Origin of the sequence: Niastella vici (assembly GCF_002077945.1) — a bacterium.
In the GTDB taxonomy this organism is placed as follows: Bacteria; Bacteroidota; Bacteroidia; order Chitinophagales; family Chitinophagaceae; genus Niastella; species Niastella vici.
Genome location: NZ_LVYD01000054.1, coordinates 128,271 through 148,678 on the forward strand (window position 1 = coordinate 128,271; position 20,408 = coordinate 148,678).

Here is a 20,408-nt window from a genome sequence, read left to right on the forward strand (position 1 = left end):
GGGACCGTGATCAGTTATTACTGAGCGCGATCTTCTAAAGCTTTGATCAAACCAGCCAGTTTGTTGCCGGCGTTCAGGCCGCTGATAACATTCTTGGCAGGTGATTGCAACAGACCAATGATTTCGCCGATAAGGTCGTTTTTGCTTTTCAGCGTGGTCAGGGTCTTCAACTGGTCGTCGCCCAGGAACACATCGCCATCAATGAAGGCAGCTTTCAACACGGGTTTCTCAAAAACATTTTTACCCTTTGTATTGGCTGTACGGAATTCGCTGATGATCAATGCGGGCTCTTTTGCATTTTCACTGAACATTACGGCTGTAACACCGTTCAGTGATTCGAACATGCCTGAATACCTTTTTTCATCAAGGGCTTCCAGCGCCTTGCGGATCAGGGTATTTTTGGCAACCTTCATTTCAACTTTCTTATTGAAACATACACGGCGCAGGTTACCTACCTGTGCAACCGTTAATGATTCGGTATTGGTAACATAGAAATTGTTGTATTGAGAGAACTTCTCTTTCAACACTTCAATTACTTCGTTTTTTTCCTGTTTTGTCATAACGCTAAATTTTTGTTGGTTTCGCTCATAATGCTGCTTTTGACAGCACTACTTCGTCGCGTTATTAAAGTTTAGTTCATTAAAGATTTTGTTTCAACTGCAATAGCAGGGCTCATGGAGCTGGCCATGAACACGCTTTTCAGGTAAGTGCCTTTTGCAGAAGACGGCTTTGCCTTGATGATCGCATCAATCAGCGAATGGCTGTTCTCAGCAATTTTCTCAGGGCTGAAGCTTACGCGGCCGATAGAAGCGTGAATGATACCAGCTTTATCAACCTTGAAAGCGATCTTACCACCTTTCACCTCGTTTACTGCTGCAGCCACATCATTGGTAACCGTACCTGTTTTGGGGTTGGGCATCAGGTTACGGGGACCCAGGATTTTACCCAGTTTACCAATTTTAGGCATTACAGAAGGCGTGGCCACAATTACATCCACATCAACCCAGCCAGCTTCTATCTTCTGAACAAACTCATCGAGGCCAACAAAATCGGCGCCGGCTGATTTTGCATCAGCTTCTTTATCGGGGGTACATAATACCAGTACTCTTTTGGTTTTACCGGTACCATGGGGCAGGGTAACAGTACCGCGAATAGCCTGGTCGGCTTTCTTGGGGTCAACACCTAACCTGATATGAAGATCTACCGATGCATCGAATTTGGTTGTATTTACGGTTTTCACGATAGAGGAAGCCTCTTTCAGTGAATACTGTTTATTTTTATCGACTTTAGCGTCAACTGCTTTTCTTTTTTTAGGAATTCTTCCCATTGTCATTCAGTTTTAAAAATCCCGTCTTGCCGGGAGTGAACAATTAATTTTCCCAGGGAGCTTTGCCGTCAACGGTAAGACCCATGCTGCGGGCTGTACCAGCCACCATACGCATAGCACTTTCCAGGGTGAAACAATTCAGGTCGGGCATTTTATCTTTCGCAATAACCTCAACCTGGTTCCAGTTCACTTTACCCACCTTATTACGGTTAGGCTCTTTAGAACCGCTTTGGAGTTTAGCTGCTTCCAGCAACTGAACGGCTGCAGGAGGAGTTTTAATTACAAACTCGAACGATTTGTCTGAATAAACGGTAATTAAAACGGGAAGTACTTTGCCCATTTTATCCTGCGTGCGGGCGTTGAATTGTTTGCAGAATTCCATGATATTAATACCCTTGGAACCCAGTGCAGGACCTACAGGAGGCGCCGGATTGGCCTGGCCGCCTTTTACCTGAAGCTTTACGTAGCCGGTAATTTCTTTTGCCATGTTTACTGATTTATTGGTTCAAACGATGGTTCATCCCTTTTATCGGGACTACTTGATCTCCCAAATTCCTCTTTCCGCCAGTGGGCGAACTAAAAAGAACTTTCTTTTGGGGACGCAAAGGTAGAAAAATTTATCAAATAGACAACTTTATCTAACACCTAAATATTTTCCTGAGAAAAAGCTGCAATATACGCCGGTATTGGGATAGCGGGAGCATTGGGGTTCCCGGGTGTGGTTATATGGTTAAGGGGGAGAACAGGCCAGCGGGGGCAGTATCCCATTATCAAAAAGCAGGTTCCCGGATGCGGTTTCCGTTATTTGGGATAGAACCGAAGGCAATCGGCATTCCCCGATGGCACAGGCGCCGGGGCGCCGGGGTGCCGGCTTTCCGTTAACTAAACTGGTTGTACCAGAAACCAGCCTTCTGAGGATTGGGGAGAACTGGGAAGTTCAGCTTTACGAAGCCCGGGAGAGAAGCCGCGGTATCTGCCAAAATGACCTTCCCGCCCCTCCTAACCCGGGTCCCGGATACCCCTGCCGAACGCACACTGTTTGTATTTCCGTTAAACAGATCGTAGTTATGCCCCCATCTTTCAAACAAGGAAGTATTGCTAACAATACGCCTGTAGCTGCATTATAAAAACAGGCAACAGCCCTATCAATAAACCATCATACTCATGGATAACTGATCGTATAAAACCCATATGCTGTTCTTATTTACCGATAACCGTTGATGTATGCCGGTTAAACGCTTTATGCTGTTACATACAACAACCGGCCATGCAATAACCAGCCAGTGACAACGCAGTGAAGGGTTCAATTATACAGCCATTTGCCGGTGTTTTTTACCGCATCAGCCGCCCACCCGGCTGGCAGGGCTGCTGAAGCAAACCCAGTACAGATAAGGGTTTCAGCCTGGTCAAATATATCCAGGCCCGTTTGCCTGCGGCAACCGCATTAATTTAGCGCTATCATAAAAAACAGCATAGCCAAACCTACAAATGATGGCCGGAATTTTGCAAGAAGAGTATCATGAAATAACAGGATCACCAATGAGAAAGAGAGATCACTGTTAGCAAAAAGGTAGTAGTTTTTTATTTTTTGAATTTTTATACGTAGCTTTTGCGTTTAATTATAATAACGCTTCTTCTTATAGAAATTAACCAACAACAAAAAACACATCAACACTATGGCCAAAGCAAAGAAAAAAGCAGCAAAAAAAGCCGCTCCTAAAAAAGCAGCGAAGAAAAAATCACCGGCCAAAAAAGCGGCTAAGAAAGCCGTGAAAAAGGCTGCCAAAAAAGCTGTTAAGAAAGCCGCCAAGAAAGCTGCCCCCAAAAAAGCAGCGAAAAAAGCAGCAAAAAAAGCCACTAAAAAAGCGGCTAAGAAAGCTGTGAAAAAGGCCGCTAAAAAGGCTGCACCTAAAAAAGCCGCCAAGAAAGCTGCTCCCCCAAAAGCAGTAAAAAAAGCCGCTAAAAAAGCAGCGCCTAAAAAGAAAAGAGCGGTAGCTAAACCAGAGCCTGTTCAGGAAAAAGAACCAATGATCGTTCCGCCCGTAATGGAAGTAGATGTGGAGGAAACAGATGTTGATACTGATATCGATACAGATACTGACGACGATACCGATGCAGCTGTTGATATTGATGATGTAGATGTTGACACTGATTCTGATGAGGATGCCATCGAAGAACCCGTTGAAGACGAGGATGAAGATGAGGACGACGAAGACATTTAAGCAATTGCCGGCAATTGGCAACAATCGAAAAATATAACCTTTCCCGACACGGAAAGGTTTTTTTATTGGCTGCCCCTTCCGGGGGGTGGCTTTTCTCCTAAATCCCCCAACAATTCAACCTGATCCGTGGCCTTCCTTCCCGGGCAAAAAAAAACATCCGCCCCGAGGCAGATGTTTTATCAGTATTGTTATGGGAAATGATCTTAGCTCAGTTTCTCAACCTGCATGTAGTTCAGTTCTACCGGCGTAGAGCGGCCGAAGATCTTCACCGTTACTTTCAATTTCTTCTTTTCATCGTTCACTTCTTCAATGATACCGTTGAAGTCGTTGAACGGTCCTTCGATGATCTTGATAGTTTCACCAACGATAAATGGCTCGCTCATGCTCACACCGCCGGTTTCAGCCATTTCATCCATTTTACCGAGCATTTTGTTAACCTCGGCCTTCCGCAGGGCTATAGGGTTTTCCTTGCCCAGAAAATGGATCACATTGGTAGTATTCTTAATAGCTTCGCGTAAATCGTCAGACAGTTTATTTTCCAGCACTTCAATCATTACATAGCCTGGGTAATAGTTTCTTTCACGCATTACCTTTTTGCCATTCTGCACTTTATAAACTTTCTCCACAGGCAGAAACACTTGCTTAACCACTTCACCCCATCCACCGCGGGAGATCTCTTTGTCAAGGTATTCCTTAACCTTACGCTCTTTGCCGCTCACCACCCGCAGCACATACCATTTTGTTTCTTGTTGTTGAGTTGCTTGTTCCATCATTAAAAGAGTGAATAAATAAATTTAAGGGCTTGTTGGGCGGCGAGGTCCATAACCCATACAACCCCGGTGATCAATAAGGTAGCCACCAGCACAATCACCGTTGATTGCTGTAATTGCAACCAGGTAGGCCAGGTCACCTTTTCAACCAACTCCCTGTATGATTCCTTGAGGTATGTCGTTATTTTATTCATGTTCAATCAATTAGCCTATCAGCCAGCTGGCCGGCAAGCACATTAATAAAGCACGGGCACTAGGATTCGAACCCAGATCGAAGGTTTTGGAGACCTCTATTCTACCATTGAACTATGCCCGTAGGTCCTTACATCCCTGAGGAAATAAGGAAAGAACTTAGAAAACAAAGTACTTGAACGTCAAAAGCCCAAGTACTTTGCAAATATACTAAACACTAACCACTCTTTCATTCGCCATAAATGGCGAAGAAGGGGGCGGCGTGCTTTATTTCAGGATTTCAGTAACCTGTCCGGCACCAACTGTACGGCCACCTTCGCGGATCGCGAATTTAAGACCTTTTTCCATCGCGATAGGCTGGATCAGTTTTACGTGCAGGTTAGTGTTATCGCCAGGCATTACCATCTCAGTACCAGCTGGTAATTCTACTTCACCAGTTACGTCAGTTGTACGGAAGTAGAACTGAGGACGGTATTTGTTGAAGAATGGAGTGTGACGTCCACCTTCTTCCTTGCTCAGTACGTAAACTTCACCTTTGAACTCAGTGTGAGGAGTGATAGAACCTGGTTTTACGATTACCATACCGCGGCGGATATCTTTCTTTTCAATACCGCGCAACAGCAGACCAGCGTTGTCACCAGCTTCACCTTCGTCGAGCAATTTGCGGAACATTTCAACACCAGTTACAGTAGAAGTCAGTGGTTTTTCAACCAGACCTACGATCTCAACACCTTCACCTACTTTAATACGGCCTCTTTCGATACGACCGGTAGCAACTGTACCACGACCAGTGATTGAGAATACGTCTTCAACAGACATCAGGAACGGTTGATCAACCGGACGGGGAGGCAGCGGAATATAAGAATCCACAGCAGCCATCAGTTCTTCAACAGCTTTAACCCATTTTTCTTCACCAGCCAATGCGCCAGTAGCAGAACCTTTGATGATAGGAGTGTTATCGCCATCAAAGCCATAGAAGCTTAACAGCTCACGGATCTCCATTTCAACCAGTTCCAGTAACTCTGGGTCATCAACCAGGTCAACTTTATTCATGAATACCACCATACGGGGAACACCTACCTGACGGGCAAGCAGAATGTGTTCTTTTGTTTGGGGCATAGGACCATCTGTAGCAGCCACAACCAGAATAGCACCATCCATCTGGGCAGCACCGGTGATCATGTTCTTCACATAGTCAGCGTGACCGGGGCAATCCACGTGTGCGTAGTGACGATTTGCAGTTTGATATTCCACGTGCGCGGTGTTGATTGTGATACCACGCTCTTTTTCTTCAGGAGCTGCATCGATTTCGTCATATTTTTTTGCCTGCGCCAAACCCGATTTAGCCAAAATGGTGGTGATGGCGGCAGTTAAAGTGGTTTTACCGTGGTCAATGTGACCGATGGTACCAACGTTAACGTGAGGTTTATCCCTCTTGAAAGTCTCTTTTGACATCGTTATCTGTTTTTAGTTGTGGTGTTTAAAATTAATTAAAAACGCCTCCTTTATAACCTCTTCAGGAAAAAAGGATTTATGTATCCGGCACCAGAAAGCCTATGAAACTTCTGTTGCGTCGCACACTTCATCTTTAGATCTATACCAGGCTGATCCTTCTCTCCGGTAACCTCCGGTCCGCAGCCGATACAGTAATTTTTCAAAAATCTTATGAGCCGTTAACGAGAATCGAACTCTGGAAACCTTCCCGACCACGGTCAGGATGCGCTGCCACTGAGCGGCAATTTCATCAACTTTTCAAAAATCTTATGAGCCGTTAGTGAGAATCGAACTCTGGCGACCTTCCGCCGAGGCGGATGCGCTGCCACTGAGCTACAATTTCATCAACTTTTCAAAAATCTTATGAGCCGTTAGTGAGAATCGAACTCACGACCTCTTCCCTACCAAGGAAGTGCTCTACCACTGAGCTACAACGGCTGATAGGTTTGTGAGGCAAATACCCTAAACCCAAAGAGCGGAAGACGAGGTTCGAACCCGCGACCTACAGCTTGGAAGGCTGTCGCTCTACCAACTGAGCTACTTCCGCATTTTAATAAGCCAATTAGCCGAAGCTAATCTGCACTATATAAAAGAACTTAACACAAGTGTGCCCGCCTTTTCCGCCGTTTGGCGAATCGGCGGGCGATGTGGGCAGGAGAGGATTCGAACCTCTGAAGTCGAAAGACAGCGGATTTACAGTCCGCCCCATTTGGCCGCTCTGGAACCTGCCCTGTTAAAAACGAAGGTAAAATTAAATCACGCAATGTGACATTGCTGAGCCACTTGTCGGAATCGAACCAACGACCTACTGATTACAAATCAGTTGCTCTACCAGCTGAGCTAAAGTGGCGAATACGCTATCAAAAAACTTTGAAACCTTTCACCTCAACTTTCGACCGTCCGCCGCGGCGGATAATCTGCAAGCTGAGCTAAAGTGCCTTTTATTATTCTATCAAAAAACTTATTAACTTATTTCCTCTTCATCTCTACCGGCCATTCATTTCGCAATATTAAGTGCTATTACCGTTATATAAAAATCCACATTTTTCAACCCAAATCTTCCGGCAAATCAACTGAAACTCAAGCCTGTAAAGAACTTCCTACACCTCATTTACTTACCCTGCTATTTTTGAGGGATGGCAAAGGTAAATGAATTTGTGTAATTCTGAAATTTTGATCAGTTTTTTTTTCTCTTGTTTTCAATGATTTGCAGATTCTTTCTCTGCACACTGCCCCACAACCGTTATCAAACCCAATTGCAACCTGACTTTTCTCAAAAATCAAACTCTTTTCTCCCCCATCCATCTTCGCATCAGGGCATAAAAAAAACCTCCCGCAGGGGGTCTTAATATGAGTTCATAGTGTCATTTGGAAAATTGAAACCGGCCTTCTCTTAGAAAACACTCTTTTCTCCCCTATCCATCTTCGCATCAGGGCATAAAAAAAATCTCCCGCAGGGGGTCTTAATATGAGTTCATAGTGTCATTTGGAAAATTGCAAACCGGCCTTCTCTTAAAAAATACGCTCTTCTCCCTCCCCTTCACATCAGGACATAAAAAAAACCTCCCGCAGGGGGAGGTTTTGCAAATGATTTAATTAATGTTATTTGAAAAAGGAGCTATGCTAATTATTGCTCAGGCCGCTTGTTTCTCTTTTTTTCTCTTAACCTGATTAACCAGCGATTCCAATGCATTGTCAAAAGACTCTTCAAATGATTTGGAACTCGATTTTACAAAGAACTGGTGGCGTGGGACCTGGACTCTAATTTCTGCGATTTTGTCTTTTATTGTGTGCACCACATTATCCAACTTCAGGTATACGTCAACCTTGATAATGCGGTCGTGAAATTGATTAATTTTTTGAAGTTTACGATTAACATGTTCAACGAGTTTGGAATCAGCAGTAAACCGCACAGACTGAATGTTTACGTTCATAACAATCGCATTTTAACAGTGAAACAATATTTAAACAATAAATGAAAGATCTTCTTTGGGACCACCACTGATATGAGTGAGAGAATAGAAAATTGGTGGCTAACATGCAGGAAATTATACTACTACATAAGCACTACATTTAAGCTCTATGAAGATAATACAACAAGCTGTTTTTTCCAAATTAAATATGCAGCGATTTTTGAAAAGAATTGTCCTGGATACAAAAAAACCTTTACCGGTTAATTAGCTTTTGTTTAGCATTGTTCCTTAAACATTTTCCGTTCTCAGTAACCCTGCATTTATACCACAAAATAAGCCCGTTCAAAGCAAACCCCGCCTGATGAACATCAGGTGTAAAGATGACATCGCCCCAATGAGAAACAATGCTCCGGACATTTAACAGTAAATAACGGAAATGCTTACGTTAAACCAACGCAATCGTTTTCGTAATTCAGTACTTTTATGCCTTGGGATGGGCCTTTTTATAGATATCCTTCAGCTTTTCAATTGTATTATGGGTGTAGATCTGGGTGGCGGCCAGGCTCGAATGACCCAGCAGTTCCTTTACTGCATTCAAATCGGCCCCATTATTGGTCAGGTGAGTGGCAAAAGTATGCCGCAACACGTGCGGACTTTTTTTATCGATGGTAGTAACCAGACTTAAATACTTTTTAACCGCCAGATAAACATACCGGGGATATAGCTTGCGGCCTTTCTCATTTATGAATAAATACACCCGGTCGGGGGAATCGAGCGTATTTTTTGATGCTATATAGTTACTAATCTCCTGTATCAAAGCCGGGCTTACCGGGATCACCCGCTCCTTGTTCCCCTTCCCCAATACCTTTATGCTATTGGCGGCCGCATTTACCTGGCTTTCCTTCAGGTTCACCAGCTCCGACAACCGCATGCCCGTATTATAAAATACCAGCAATATCAACCGGTCGGTTTTACCGCTCCAGTCATCGGGGAACTCCACATGGTTAAATAACGTATCGGTATCCTTTTGCTCAACATACACCGGCAGGCGTTTGGGTATTTTGGGCGATACAATGGTGGTCATGGGCGACTGCTCTAACTGGCCCATGCGCATATGATATTTAAAGAAAGATTTCAGGGAAGAGATCTTGCGGTTGATGGTCTTGGCGCTGTTCTTTGCCTCTTTTAATGAAGCCAGCCAGCTGCGGATGAACGCAGGGGCTATTTCGGGCAGAGCCGGTTCGGGCATATTGAACTGCTCGCGCAGGAAGGTAAAGAATTGCTGCAGGTCTTCCTCATACGCCAGAATGGTATGGGACGAATACCGCTTCTCGAACTGGAGATAGCTCAGGAACGACTGAATTATGGGATACGATGGTTGCTGAGGCATAATTAATTATACCAAAGCTACGTCATATAAAATAAAAAGATAGCTACAAAGCAAAACAGCTCTGCAGCTATCTAAATTATTTATAATAGCTTATAAAACAAGTCTATCCTTCGATCTGACCGCTGGCGATCTTCTGCTTGTAAACAGCTTTCAACACCTCGTTGCGACGTGATACCGACGGCTTGGTGTAAGATTGGCGCGCTCTCAGTTGCACCAGGATCTTGGCTTTCTCAAATTTCTTTTTGTATTTTTTGAGGGCCTTGTCGATATTTTCGCAATCTTTTGAATCGATAATCAGCATAATATTATATACCTCCTTTAAGGCTTTTTAGGACTGCAAATATAGTCCGAATTTCCAAAATATTCAAAATACGGCTGAAAATCCGGAATTTTGCCCCCATGTTTACAGGAATAATCGAAACCATAGGAACTATAGACGAAGTGCTGATTGCAGGTACCAATAAAACGTACTGGATCTCTTCTCCCCTGTCGGCCGAATTTAAAGTCGACCAAAGCGTCTCCCACAACGGGGTTTGCCTTACCGTGGAGGAAATTAAGGGCAGCCGCTACCGGGTTACCGCCATTGCCGAAACCCTGCAAAAAAGCAACATCGGCCACTGGAAAACCGGCGACCTGGTAAATATTGAACGCTGTATGCTTATGAATGGCCGCCTCGACGGGCATATTGTACAGGGCCATGTTGATACCACGGCCACCTGCATCAGCAAAACAGCGCTCGATGGCAGCTGGGAGTTCCGGTTCAGCTTTCCCCCGCAGTTTGGCGCCCTGGTCATCGAAAAAGGCTCTATCAGCCTTAACGGCATCAGCCTCACCATTTTCAATGTCACTGAAAATGAGTTTTCGGTAGCCATCATCCCTTACACATACGAGCATACCAATATCAAAACCATTCAACCGGCTTCCAGTGTAAATATCGAGTTCGATATGATGGGCAAATACGTAAACAGGATATTATCTTTAAACAGTCAGGTAAATCACTAGCCCAATCAATGGATATTACCGAGTTTAAAAGATTAACGTCAACCAATAATGTCAACAGGCATCCATGGGAGCTTACAAGAGTGCGGATAGCCCATTTTCTTTTGACGAGGTATAATATCCCATGTAATGCCATAGCCGATGTTGGCAGCGGTGATGCGTTTGTATTGAAATACCTGCAACAACTCAATCCCGGCAGCACGTTTGCCGCCATTGACCATGCCTATACGCCCGAAATAATTGAGCTGTTAAAGAAAGGGACCACCGGCGATCGCATTCATTTTTTTAATGCCCTTGAAAATGCCTTTGCCTGGTCGCCCTTTACCTGTGTTCTATTAATGGATGTGATCGAACACATTCAGCACGATTCAACGTTCATGAAAGACCTGGTAAAAGCAAGCGGAACCAACAACGAGGTGCGTTTCCTCATCACGGTGCCTGCTTTTCAGTCCCTTTTTTCAAAACACGACGAACTGCTGCTCCATTACCGCCGGTATAATATTAAAAGGTTAACGTCCTTATGCCGCGAAAACAATTTACAGATCATTGCAAGCGGCTATTTTTTCTTTTCACTGGTGCCTGCAAGGATATTACAATTGTTTGCGGAAAAACTCAGGTTACGCAAACCGAAAAAGGCAGTGGACAACTGGGAAGGCGGGCCTTTTATTTCGAAGATTATTTCTTTTATTTTGTGGATCGATTTCAGAATTTGCTTTAGTCTAAATAAATTAAACATAAGACTGCCAGGGCTTTCCTGTTACTGTTTATGCCAAAGATCAGCATCATAATCCCCTGCTTTAATGAGGAGCGCCGATTAAGAAAGGAACCCTTATTGCAATTGTTGCAAACAGGTGCCAACGTTGCTTTCATTCTTATCAACGATGGCAGTACCGACAATACAAACCTTTTACTCGAAGAAATAAGGAAGGCCTACCCACAAAACGTTACGGTCATTTCATACGCCCAAAACAGCGGCAAGGCCAATGCCGTACTGAAAGGCATGGAGCATGCACTTACTAAAAACAATTCGGCCTTTATAGGCTACCTCGATGCCGACCTCTCTACCAGTCTCGATGAGTTTTTAAAGCTGGCAGAAATGGCTGAACAGGAGCAGGCCGATTACGCGTTCGGTTCCAGGGTTAAGATGCTGAACCATTTTATTTCCAGATCGGCCATCCGGCATATTTGCGGAAGAATATTCACCACCGTTATTGACCTGCGTTACCAGCTCAGTATCTATGATACGCAATGCGGCGCCAAATTGTTTACGCCGGAAATAGTAAAAATCATCACCCGTACCCCGTTTAAAACCAGGTGGCTGTTTGATGTTGAAATATTCCTCCGGATCCGCGAGGCGAATATTGCAGCAAGGGGATTGGAAATTCCATTAAAAAAATGGACCGATCCGGGAAATTCGAAGATCTCCTTATTGTCGTTCCCCAAAATATTCGGCGAATACCTACAACTGGTAAAATATTATAAAGCAACCAAATGAATGAACTGAAACCATTCCAATCTGCTTATTCGCGCTCCACAACCCTGTTCTCATTGTTGCTCTTACTAACTTTTTGCCTGGTAAGCTACTGGCCGCTGACATTTCATGTCTTTAGCCTCAAAAACGATGCGTTAAATTACTTTCTTCCGGTTCGGTACCAGGTTAGCCAAAGCTTTTACAATGGCTATTTCCCGTTCTGGTCGCCCTATTTTAACCTGGGTACTCCGCTGTATGGTGATATGCAAAGCGGTGTCTGGAATCCCATAGTGCAACTGTTTTCACTGTTTGGCCCATACACCCTGTATACTTTACAAATTGAAACGCTCTTATATATTTTTATCGGTGGCGTAGGCATGTACTTTCTTTTACGGCAGTTTTCCATTCATCCACTGGTGAACCTGTTATGCGCCACTGCCTATATGTTGTGCGGGTTCAACAACGACACCTGTCAATATTTAAACTGGACAAGCGGCTCGGCGTTTTTACCATTTGTTTTCCTTTTCTATTTCAGGCTGCTGCAGTCCCCTTCCCTGTATGCCGCCTGCCTGTTTTCTTTATTTCTATGGTTGTTATTTGTAACTGCTTATCCGGCAGAATTTGTCATTACCGGGTACATGCTCATTGCCATGCTGCTGGTTAAAACCGCCAGGGTGCAAAAAGAAAACAGGATCCGGTTCATCAAAAAAACAGCCGGGTTTCATGGCATTGCCATCCTACTTTTTATTTGCCTGGCCCTGCCGGCTATTCTATCCTTTGCCACTTTTTTGCCGCTAACTGAACGGGGAACCGGGGCCAATTTTGAAGATGCCATGAGCAATCCATTGCATCCATTGCTTACCGTGGCTTATGTTGCCCCGCTGGCTGTTTTCGATGAATCCAGATTTGAGATAACTGATGGCCTTGAACGCAACTCCTATTTTGGACTGATCACCTTTATTTTCTTTATTTCAGCCCTCATCACCCGGTCAAAAAACAAATTCACGATCTTCTTTAAATATGGCTTTATTCTCTGTTTTATTTTCAGCCTGGGTAAACCAGGGGTATTAAGAGTGATAGCCTACTACACCCTGCCATTGATGAATGCCTTCCGGCATCCGGCCATGTTTAAACTATACAGCACCTTTTTTGGGGTAATACTGGCGGCCTTTTATTTGCAGGAACAGGCTCAACAAACAGGTACAGCAAAAAAACACAGCAAGGTATTCCGCATGCTGATTTTTATTATCGCAGGACTGGGCATTCTGGGGTTGGTGGGTGACGCAAATATTTACCAGGCAATCCGAATAATTATAAAAGGTCCGTTCAATGGCGATACCCTTGCCAGTGTGCTAAAAACATTTAAAGCCAGCTTATCATTTTATAACCTGCTGCTGATAAGTATCCTGATACAACTACCATTTCTGTTCTATTTTTACCGTTTTGCGATCAGACGGTTTGAGCTGAAAAAAATCGTGTACGCCGGAATTTTGAACTGCATGGTGCACGCAACCATATTTACTTTTTTCACGATCGTAAAAAAAGACCGTGCCCAATACGTTCAGGACATAATTGATACCCATTCACGAAAAGACTACCCCATTCCGTCCCTCACGGCAACGCTACAGCAAAACAGTGCGGATGGAATGACATATTTCAAGGAGATCGGCACCCTGAATATGTATAATAAAAAGATCGGCCGGGTCGATTACAGAATTACCCCATCGAACCTGCTGGTGCAAAATAATTTCTGGTTCAACGCCCCTTTGCGTGAAAGAATTATGCAGTACCCGCTCCTGTATAAACCCGACACCGCCTGTAACCTGAGCGACAAAGCAGCCATGCTTGCACCTGCAACAAAAAAAATGGTCTTTCTCACTGATTCTGCCAGTATCAATCAAATAAACCACCAGGCAGCAGGCAGCGTTGAACTCTCCATAAATACCTTCACGCCCAACTCTTTTCATTTTACCTGCACCGCAAAAGACAGCACATTACTGGTTTTATGCCAAAACCGTTATCCCTTGTGGCAGGCCAGCATTGACGGGAAAAAAACACCCATTATTACGGCCAACAGCAGTTTTATGGGCATAACCATTCCGGCCGGCACACACACCTTACATGTTGACTTCAGGGCCCGGCACATCCTCATCGCATTTATCGTTAACCTTGCTACGCTTCTATTCTTATCAATTTTTATAACATTATATATAAAAAAAAGAAGGATGGTCCCTGAGGTCCATCCTTCTGCTTAATATTATAATCTTTAACTACCTATCGCATCAAATACATTTTACCGTACCCGTTATTAAAGTACTTGTCTGTATTATCGCTTGCGGCCTTATACTTGTCCATTGTTTTACCGTTCATCGAAGTAATGATCCGGTACAGGTAAACGCCATTAGCCAGTTTATCGCCATACTGATCGGTTCCATCCCACTTGAACTCGGTTATGTTTCTACCAATGTGTAATGGTCCCAGCTCATTCATAGTTATCTCGCGCACAATTTTACCGGTTACTGTCAACACCTGTATCCTGATATTCTGCGGCATTTCACTACCTGTAATAGTAAATACGAACGCAGTTGATGTGCTGAAGGGGTTCGGATAGTTCAGTACATTCGAGATCATCGGTTTGGAAATTACCGTGAAAGCAATCCGGTAAGCGATATCCGATGCCTTATTACCGCTTTTATCTTTTCCTTTAACGATCAGCTCGTACACATCGCCTTCAGGATTGATCTGCCCCATAAATTGCGGCGTAAATTCAACGGTAGCCGTATTATTTGCACCACTGGTAGCCGGGATAAAACGTAAGGTATCATTATCAAAACTATAGGTGCGCAGGGTACCATCGGGATATTTCACCTGCACATTGGCCAGTGAGGTATCATTTAGTAATAGGTAATTCTGTTCATCCTTCAACTTGATCTCAATATGTGGTTTGGCCGAAACAATATCCCTGTTCAAAATGTGCACCCCGTCAAACGTAACATCCAGCAACGGACTTTTATTATCCGGATACACATAGAAGTTCTTATAGATAAAATTATTAAAGAGATACTGTTCTTTCTGATCGTTGTCTGGATTTACATTAACAAACAGCAAATTGTTGCCACCATAACTGGTCGTATTAAAGTCGAGCCTCACAATAATGGTATCCCCAACAATAAGCGGTTTTTGCTTACGTACGAACAGGGTATGTGCCACATTATTCTGATCAGTTACGATAGCTTTCACCTTAACGCTGTCGAACGGTGTTTTGCTCACATTTTTGAATGCGATGCCAAATGAGGCCGTTTCGCCCATGGCAAAAGTGTCTTTCATTTGAGTCAGGAACAAATTGGCTGCCATGCTTCCTTCAGGCACCGGTTCATAATAAATGCGCCATGACTTCAGCTGATAGGGCGTTAGCGCAACAGAATCTATATTCCGCATCCGCAACTTCATATAAGGATACTGAACCGGATCAACAGAGGAAACATCAAGATTATGGGTGTTCCTGTCGAGCGTATACAATACGGTTTCAGTATTAGTACCTGAGATCCCGATCACATCCACTGAAGGATTATCAGGTGACGGATTTTCCAACGACACTCCATTCCAGATAACCTGTTTCCATGCATGGGCCGGACCAAAAACCGGCGAGGTAATATAACCGATGGTATCAGGGGTTATACAATTTGCCTGCATGGTAGTTATATCATTAACCCCATTGGTAAATTTATATATAGGCGTGAAATTAATATTATCATTCTTTTTATACATGAAGATCCAGTTCCTTGACCTGTTGAATGAGTCAATTGCAGTAAATCCATACTTCATGAAGCTGTGATAAATTGAATTATAGGTGCCATAATACGCAGTGTCTCTTTGCCAGTCTGCAGCAAAAGACTGCGGGAAGCTCACAGGCGAAAACTGGGTTGAATCGAGCGCTGCCGAGCGGGCTACAACAAAATAACCGTTCGGGATCACGTTTTCCATAAAATTCCTCATTTTAGCCCGCCATGCCGTATCGGTATACCTGAACTCAAAATTATATTCCCGGCCGGTTGAACAATTATTCCAGCTTCCATATTGCCCGGCCCCGGTAACAGGGTCATAATTATTTTTCCATGGTTTGAAGGAAACCGGATCAAAAACCAGGAATGCTATAGAGGAGAATGCACAGAAATTATGCGCCACCATATTACCATTTACATCTATCTCCACCTGATTTTCATAAGTAGCGCTTCTACCCCATGTACCTGTAGTAATAAATATATTACTTGACCGCGTACCAAATTTCCACTGTCTCGAAGCACTGTCAAGCGAAACCCTTTCTGCAGTGGAGTTCAGGTGCTGAAAGTGATGGTCCTGGGCAAAGCCATCAATAGTACCTTTCATGTACATAAAAGAAGAAGTAACCCATTGGTAAGTACCACCTGCGTCGGGTTTTACCGCTATGCGCCAGTAATAAACGGTACTGTCGGCGTAAGTAATTCCCGGATTAAATTCCAATATTCCACCCGGTCCATTAATGGTCTTTGTGATCTTGATGGAAGAATTAAATAATCCCGTGGTATCCAATTCAAAAATATAGTCACGCGCCGCACTGAACGGATTGGCCGTTGAAGCAATTAAAGTTTGGGTTGGATTGTTGATAATTGCATACATGTATGGATATACAGGGCGGGCCTCATTTTCATAGATATAAAAATCTTTGGTCACTGAATTATTCGACTCGCTTACTTCATCAACAACGTTATCGGCATCAATTGTTGCAATAATTTTATTCAAACCCTTGTCATGGCTTGTAACAATGGGAACATCGAGCGTAATAGAATCAGCGTACTGAATGCCGCGGATCTTTTGGCGGTAAAGAATGGCGGTGCTGTTATCGGGATATACCTGTTTTACCTCAAACACAATTGAATCTTTGGGCGACCGGCCAAGGTTCACTGCTTTTACTTTCACCGTAAATTTCGTTTCAGCAACGGAAATAAAGGGCGGGTTTATTAGAACTGTTTGATCCTCTATCACATAATCGGGCTTGGGCTGCACATTGAACTTCACCGCAGGATCGCCATGCAGGGTTATTTGCTCGGCATGCGTACGCGAATAATAATCGTAGGTACCGGTAGCCTTTTGCATTTCGGCCAAAGCGTCCTTTAAAGTTTCACCCAGTGATTTATTATAATCCTGATGTCCCATAAGGTTGTACAACCCGGTCAAATACAGGTTCAGGTAGTTCACGATACCGAAGTGCGTACTGGCCACAAAACCAATAGCCCCGTGTTGTTTGGCCAATGTAAACTTTTCAGACAGGGTTTCATTCACCTGCAAACGTTGCGTATAAAAAGTGAAGAAATCACCGGCCTTACAACCGTTCACAAAGAAAACCGGGTATTTACCCTGGTTATTATAGTTATAGGGATCATCAATATTAAACTCAAGTATGGTGGCTGATGAGTGGCCAAAATAGGTAAGGAAACTGATCCCTGATGCAAACAGGTTCGATACTTTCTCTGGCGAAACCGCTTCAACCGGGTTAGTGGAGGTTTTACAGAACACATTTACATGGGCGCCATACATGGTATCTTCAATCATTGTTTGATACACCTCCATGTAATTACACAACACCGTACCCAGGTAAGCATCGCTGGTGCCCGTAATGTGCATCACATTTTTCATCCATTCACGGCCGGCCAGGGTATTGGGAGCGGTTTGTTGCGCCAGTTCATATTCTTTCACTTTTTCTAGGTAGTCTTCTACTTCCTTTCCTACAACAACCGATAAACGGCCAATGGGCGTAGCAGCCACCGGATAGGTAAGGTCTTTCGCACTTAAGAGGTTATCTGAGCCAGGCCAGCCAAAGGTGGGCACCAGGTTCAGGCGGTCGGCCAAATTATTCCCAGCCCTGTCGTATCGCTGATAATCCGAATAGTTCACCCCGCGTCCTATCAGGAATACATTTTTTATAGGTGCGCTAAAACTATCCCGGGCATAACGTATAAAGTTGCGGATCGACAATGGATGTCTTTTTATACCATAAGCAAACTGGTCTTCCAACTCATCCATATCAGCAACAATAGGCTTAAAGCTGCCACCGGCGGTTGAGGCACGGTAGTTTTTGTAATCCTGCACCGGATTGTTTCCGGATGTACCGGTATACAGGATAGAATTACTGATAATCAGGTAATCGCCCTGGTTAGCAGCCAGCCTGTAATTGGTAAATGTGCGGGTTGTTAACGCGGTTACTGTATTGATGTTGCCGGCGTCTTCGCTTACCAGCACCAGTTGCCGGTCGGTAGCCGTGCCCGGCAGCGCAAATTTTACTTTACCCATTGTTGAAATATCACCTGCATATCTTTCGCGGTTGGCAAAATCATACAATACAGGAACTGCACTGCCATTATTAAAGTTGGTGATCTCTAAATAATAGCCACCGCTTTTGGCCGGTAACACAAATTTAAAATTCGTGGTTCCGTTAAAATCGAATGTGCGCGGATAGCTGAGCTCAAAGAACGATACCTCCATGCGATCGTTCGAATTGGCAGAAGTATTGATGAACTGAACCGATGCGGAACCTGAACTAATGGAGCTTCTGCTTACGGGTGCTGTGGTAACCAGGTCGTTAAAATAATCCATCACCGTATCTTTCACCTGCACCGCATTTACCCCTACTCTTATATTCCGGGTATTTACGGCATTTCCTACTGCACCAAATTTCAGTACCCCATCGGGCCCACTGGCCGCCACATTAAGGTTCCCCAGGGTTGTAGTGATCGGACTTGAAGGGTATATATCACCGCTGGCAAAAAACTCGCCCTGATCATAAGAAGAAGAATATACATATTGCCCTACATAGGCGGCAAAACCCGGGTTGGGCACTGCCTGGGCATAATAATTACCAACCGTATGCATAAAATATGGCTCAACCGGCAATGCATTGCCAGCTACATTATTATAGACATCGGTATACCGGTAACCGGCCTGGTTGGTATTTACGCTTAAAAAATATACCGCAGTATCTGACAGTAAACTGAGTTTGGTGGTGTGTTGATAGGCGGGGTTCCGGTACAGGGCGTTATCGGGCTTGCCATCATTGGCCTCACCCCAGAATTCCAGGTATCCGTTCGCTGGTAAAGCCCCGCTGGAGACCGATGGGAAGAACGGCACCTTCTCACCATTACGCCAAAGCTCAAAATTTTGAACAGCCGTATTGCCTATACCGTAGGCATCGAGCAGGGATTTGGGAATGCGGAAGAGGCCGCCGTCTTTATTGGCTATCTTGAACTTATAATACGTTTGACCTTGCTTTATCCACTCATTGTTGTATTGCTGGGCAGAAGCAGCAAAACCTGCCACCAGCAGCAACAGGGTAAAAATCTTCCTCATAATTAACATGTTTCAGATTCCTATCAATAGGGGTTTATTTTTTATTACCCTTTTTCACCAGATCCACTCTTAATGAAAACACATGGGTATATAACGGATTCGATTGATTGGCGAGGTTAGTAAACGCATAATCGATCAGCACATTCGATAACCTGAACCCCGCGCCCACTGCTGGTTGATAGATCCACACTTTTTTAGTGTTGGTGATATCATTATCGTCGAGGGCCCGTTGAAAATTATTGATACCGCCCCGTACAAAAAACACATTCTTCCAGGAAGCTTCGAGCCCCAGCTTGGGGTCAACGCTTACCACACTGGAGCTGATCACGGTATTGCGGCGGCCATCGAACGTAAGGTCAAGATTGGCCTCGGCCATCAGGTTCAGGTTCTTGTTCAGCCTGAATATATAATCGCCACCCACTATCAGCTTGGGGGCGGTAAGCTCGGTTGATTTACTGGGGATATCATTACCGGTGTAGTAAAACACTTCACGCATTTTCTCGCTTAAACTGTACGACCAGGCATTGAAGGTAGTAGTTACATCGCGGGCCATTATGCCGATCTTCCATTTGTTGTTGACGATCTGCACACCGGCATCAAAACCAAAACCCCAGGCGGTGGCCATGTCACCGGCCTTGCGGTGAATGATCTTGGCATTCACCCCGGCGCTTATTTTACTTTTACCGGTTGTTTTTATGGGTTGGGCCAGTGAGAACAGGAATGCATAATCGGCCGAAGAAAAGGTTTTGATATTACTGAAGTTGATGGATCCGTCGGCTTCTACCAGGAAAACCGTATTGGGAATATCATCTACGGCAAACCGTAATAACGACAGGCCTAACACCCGTTTATTATCTTTTAAGGGAATGGCTAAGCTGCCATAGTCGTATTTACCGATACCTGCAAAGTATTCGGCATGCATTAAATTAAGCTGGGGAGCATCCTTTACGTTTACCAGTCCCGCAGGGTTCCAGTAACCGGCCGTTCCATCACTGACAGAAGCCACCTGGGCGCTGGCCATTGCCAGGCCGCGGGCTCCCGCCCCTATATTCAAAAATTCATTAGAATATTTACGGAACTGCGCATAGGAAAATTGCTGTACCATTAACACAACCAGGGTAACGTAAAAACGGGTCCTTTTCATGAATCCAATTTTCGAAATAAGCAACTTGTTGATTAGACTATTTCTTTAGGATATTGGCTGCACCCGTTGGCAAAGCGAGCTTAACTTATATTGAAAATGAAGCCTT

Annotated in this window: 16 protein-coding genes and 5 tRNA genes; 5 read left to right on the forward strand and 16 right to left on the reverse strand. The window is 44.2% G+C overall.

Going from position 1 to position 20,408, the window contains the following annotated elements:
• Positions 1-17 precede the first annotated feature (17 nt).
• From rplJ to rplK, 3 genes are all read right to left on the reverse strand, one after another.
• Positions 18-560, reverse strand: coding sequence for a 50S ribosomal protein L10 (rplJ, locus tag A3860_RS22315; protein WP_081150121.1), 543 nt, complete (start codon positions 558-560; stop codon positions 18-20).
• A 71-nt stretch (positions 561-631) separates the two neighbouring features.
• Positions 632-1,327, reverse strand: coding sequence for a 50S ribosomal protein L1 (gene rplA, locus A3860_RS22320; RefSeq protein ID WP_081150123.1), 696 nt, complete (start codon positions 1,325-1,327; stop codon positions 632-634).
• A 43-nt stretch (positions 1,328-1,370) separates the two neighbouring features.
• The gene (gene rplK, locus A3860_RS22325; RefSeq protein ID WP_081150125.1) at positions 1,371-1,814 is read right to left on the reverse strand and encodes a 50S ribosomal protein L11; all 444 of its coding nucleotides are present in this window, start codon (positions 1,812-1,814) and stop codon (positions 1,371-1,373) included.
• A 1,189-nt stretch (positions 1,815-3,003) separates the two neighbouring features.
• Between rplK and A3860_RS41680 the strand changes: the two genes are divergently transcribed.
• Entirely contained in the window at positions 3,004-3,549 is a 546-nt protein-coding gene (locus A3860_RS41680) for a hypothetical protein (RefSeq protein WP_158085323.1), read from the forward strand.
• A 203-nt stretch (positions 3,550-3,752) separates the two neighbouring features.
• Here A3860_RS41680 and nusG read toward each other — a convergent pair whose 3' ends face one another.
• From nusG to rpsU, 11 genes are all read right to left on the reverse strand, one after another.
• A complete protein-coding gene (nusG, locus tag A3860_RS22345; protein ID WP_245843591.1) occupies positions 3,753-4,322 on the reverse strand; it encodes a transcription termination/antitermination protein NusG in 570 nt (189 codons plus the stop codon).
• Entirely contained in the window at positions 4,322-4,513 is a 192-nt protein-coding gene (gene secE / locus A3860_RS22350) for a preprotein translocase subunit SecE (protein ID WP_081150133.1), read from the reverse strand. Before secE ends, nusG begins: the two co-directional genes overlap by 1 nt.
• 51 nt (positions 4,514-4,564) lie before the next feature.
• Positions 4,565-4,635 (reverse strand) — tRNA-Trp (locus tag A3860_RS22355).
• 143 nt (positions 4,636-4,778) lie between these two features.
• Positions 4,779-5,966: an elongation factor Tu gene (gene tuf, locus A3860_RS22360; protein WP_081150135.1), complete on the reverse strand. Its 1,188-nt coding sequence runs from the start codon at positions 5,964-5,966 to the stop codon at positions 4,779-4,781.
• Positions 5,967-6,371: 405 nt separating this feature from the next.
• A tRNA-Thr gene (locus A3860_RS22365) sits at positions 6,372-6,443 on the reverse strand.
• A gap of 36 nt (positions 6,444-6,479) precedes the next feature.
• Positions 6,480-6,552 (reverse strand) — tRNA-Gly (locus tag A3860_RS22370).
• A 101-nt stretch (positions 6,553-6,653) separates the two neighbouring features.
• Positions 6,654-6,736, reverse strand: a tRNA-Tyr gene (locus tag A3860_RS22375).
• A gap of 46 nt (positions 6,737-6,782) precedes the next feature.
• Positions 6,783-6,855: transfer RNA gene (locus A3860_RS22380), tRNA-Thr, on the reverse strand.
• Positions 6,856-7,639: 784 nt separating this feature from the next.
• Entirely contained in the window at positions 7,640-7,939 is a 300-nt protein-coding gene (locus A3860_RS22385) for an HPF/RaiA family ribosome-associated protein (RefSeq protein ID WP_081150138.1), read from the reverse strand.
• A 460-nt stretch (positions 7,940-8,399) separates the two neighbouring features.
• Entirely contained in the window at positions 8,400-9,308 is a 909-nt protein-coding gene (xerA, locus tag A3860_RS22390; RefSeq protein ID WP_081150140.1) for a site-specific tyrosine recombinase/integron integrase, read from the reverse strand.
• A 103-nt stretch (positions 9,309-9,411) separates the two neighbouring features.
• A complete protein-coding gene (gene rpsU / locus A3860_RS22395) occupies positions 9,412-9,609 on the reverse strand; it encodes a 30S ribosomal protein S21 (protein ID WP_081150142.1) in 198 nt (65 codons plus the stop codon).
• A gap of 98 nt (positions 9,610-9,707) precedes the next feature.
• Here rpsU and A3860_RS22400 point away from each other — a divergent pair, with 98 nt between their 5' ends.
• Genes A3860_RS22400 through A3860_RS22415 form a run of 4 tightly spaced genes read left to right on the forward strand, consistent with a single transcriptional unit; the run spans position 9,708 to position 14,033 of the window.
• Positions 9,708-10,310 (forward strand): riboflavin synthase, encoded by a 603-nt coding sequence (locus A3860_RS22400; protein ID WP_081150144.1) that lies wholly within the window; start codon positions 9,708-9,710, stop codon positions 10,308-10,310.
• Positions 10,311-10,318: 8 nt separating this feature from the next.
• Positions 10,319-11,095 carry a class I SAM-dependent methyltransferase gene (locus A3860_RS22405; protein WP_081150146.1) on the forward strand — a complete coding sequence of 259 codons (777 nt, stop codon included), beginning with the start codon at positions 10,319-10,321 and terminating at the stop codon, positions 11,093-11,095.
• Positions 11,074-11,802, forward strand: a complete 729-nt coding sequence (locus tag A3860_RS22410; protein ID WP_081150148.1) for a glycosyltransferase — start codon at positions 11,074-11,076, stop codon at positions 11,800-11,802. The genes A3860_RS22405 and A3860_RS22410 overlap by 22 nt, the downstream gene beginning before the upstream one ends.
• Positions 11,799-14,033, forward strand: coding sequence for a YfhO family protein (locus A3860_RS22415; RefSeq protein ID WP_081150150.1), 2,235 nt, complete (start codon positions 11,799-11,801; stop codon positions 14,031-14,033). Before A3860_RS22410 ends, A3860_RS22415 begins: the two co-directional genes overlap by 4 nt.
• 19 nt (positions 14,034-14,052) lie before the next feature.
• Here A3860_RS22415 and porU2 read toward each other — a convergent pair whose 3' ends face one another.
• Complete coding sequence (gene porU2 / locus A3860_RS22420) at positions 14,053-19,158, reverse strand: putative type IX secretion system sortase PorU2 (RefSeq protein WP_158085324.1); 5,106 nt, start codon at positions 19,156-19,158, stop codon at positions 14,053-14,055.
• A 34-nt stretch (positions 19,159-19,192) separates the two neighbouring features.
• Positions 19,193-20,302, reverse strand: coding sequence for a putative type IX sorting system protein PorV2 (locus tag A3860_RS22425; protein ID WP_081150154.1), 1,110 nt, complete (start codon positions 20,300-20,302; stop codon positions 19,193-19,195).
• Between the last annotated feature and the right edge of the window lie 106 nt (positions 20,303-20,408).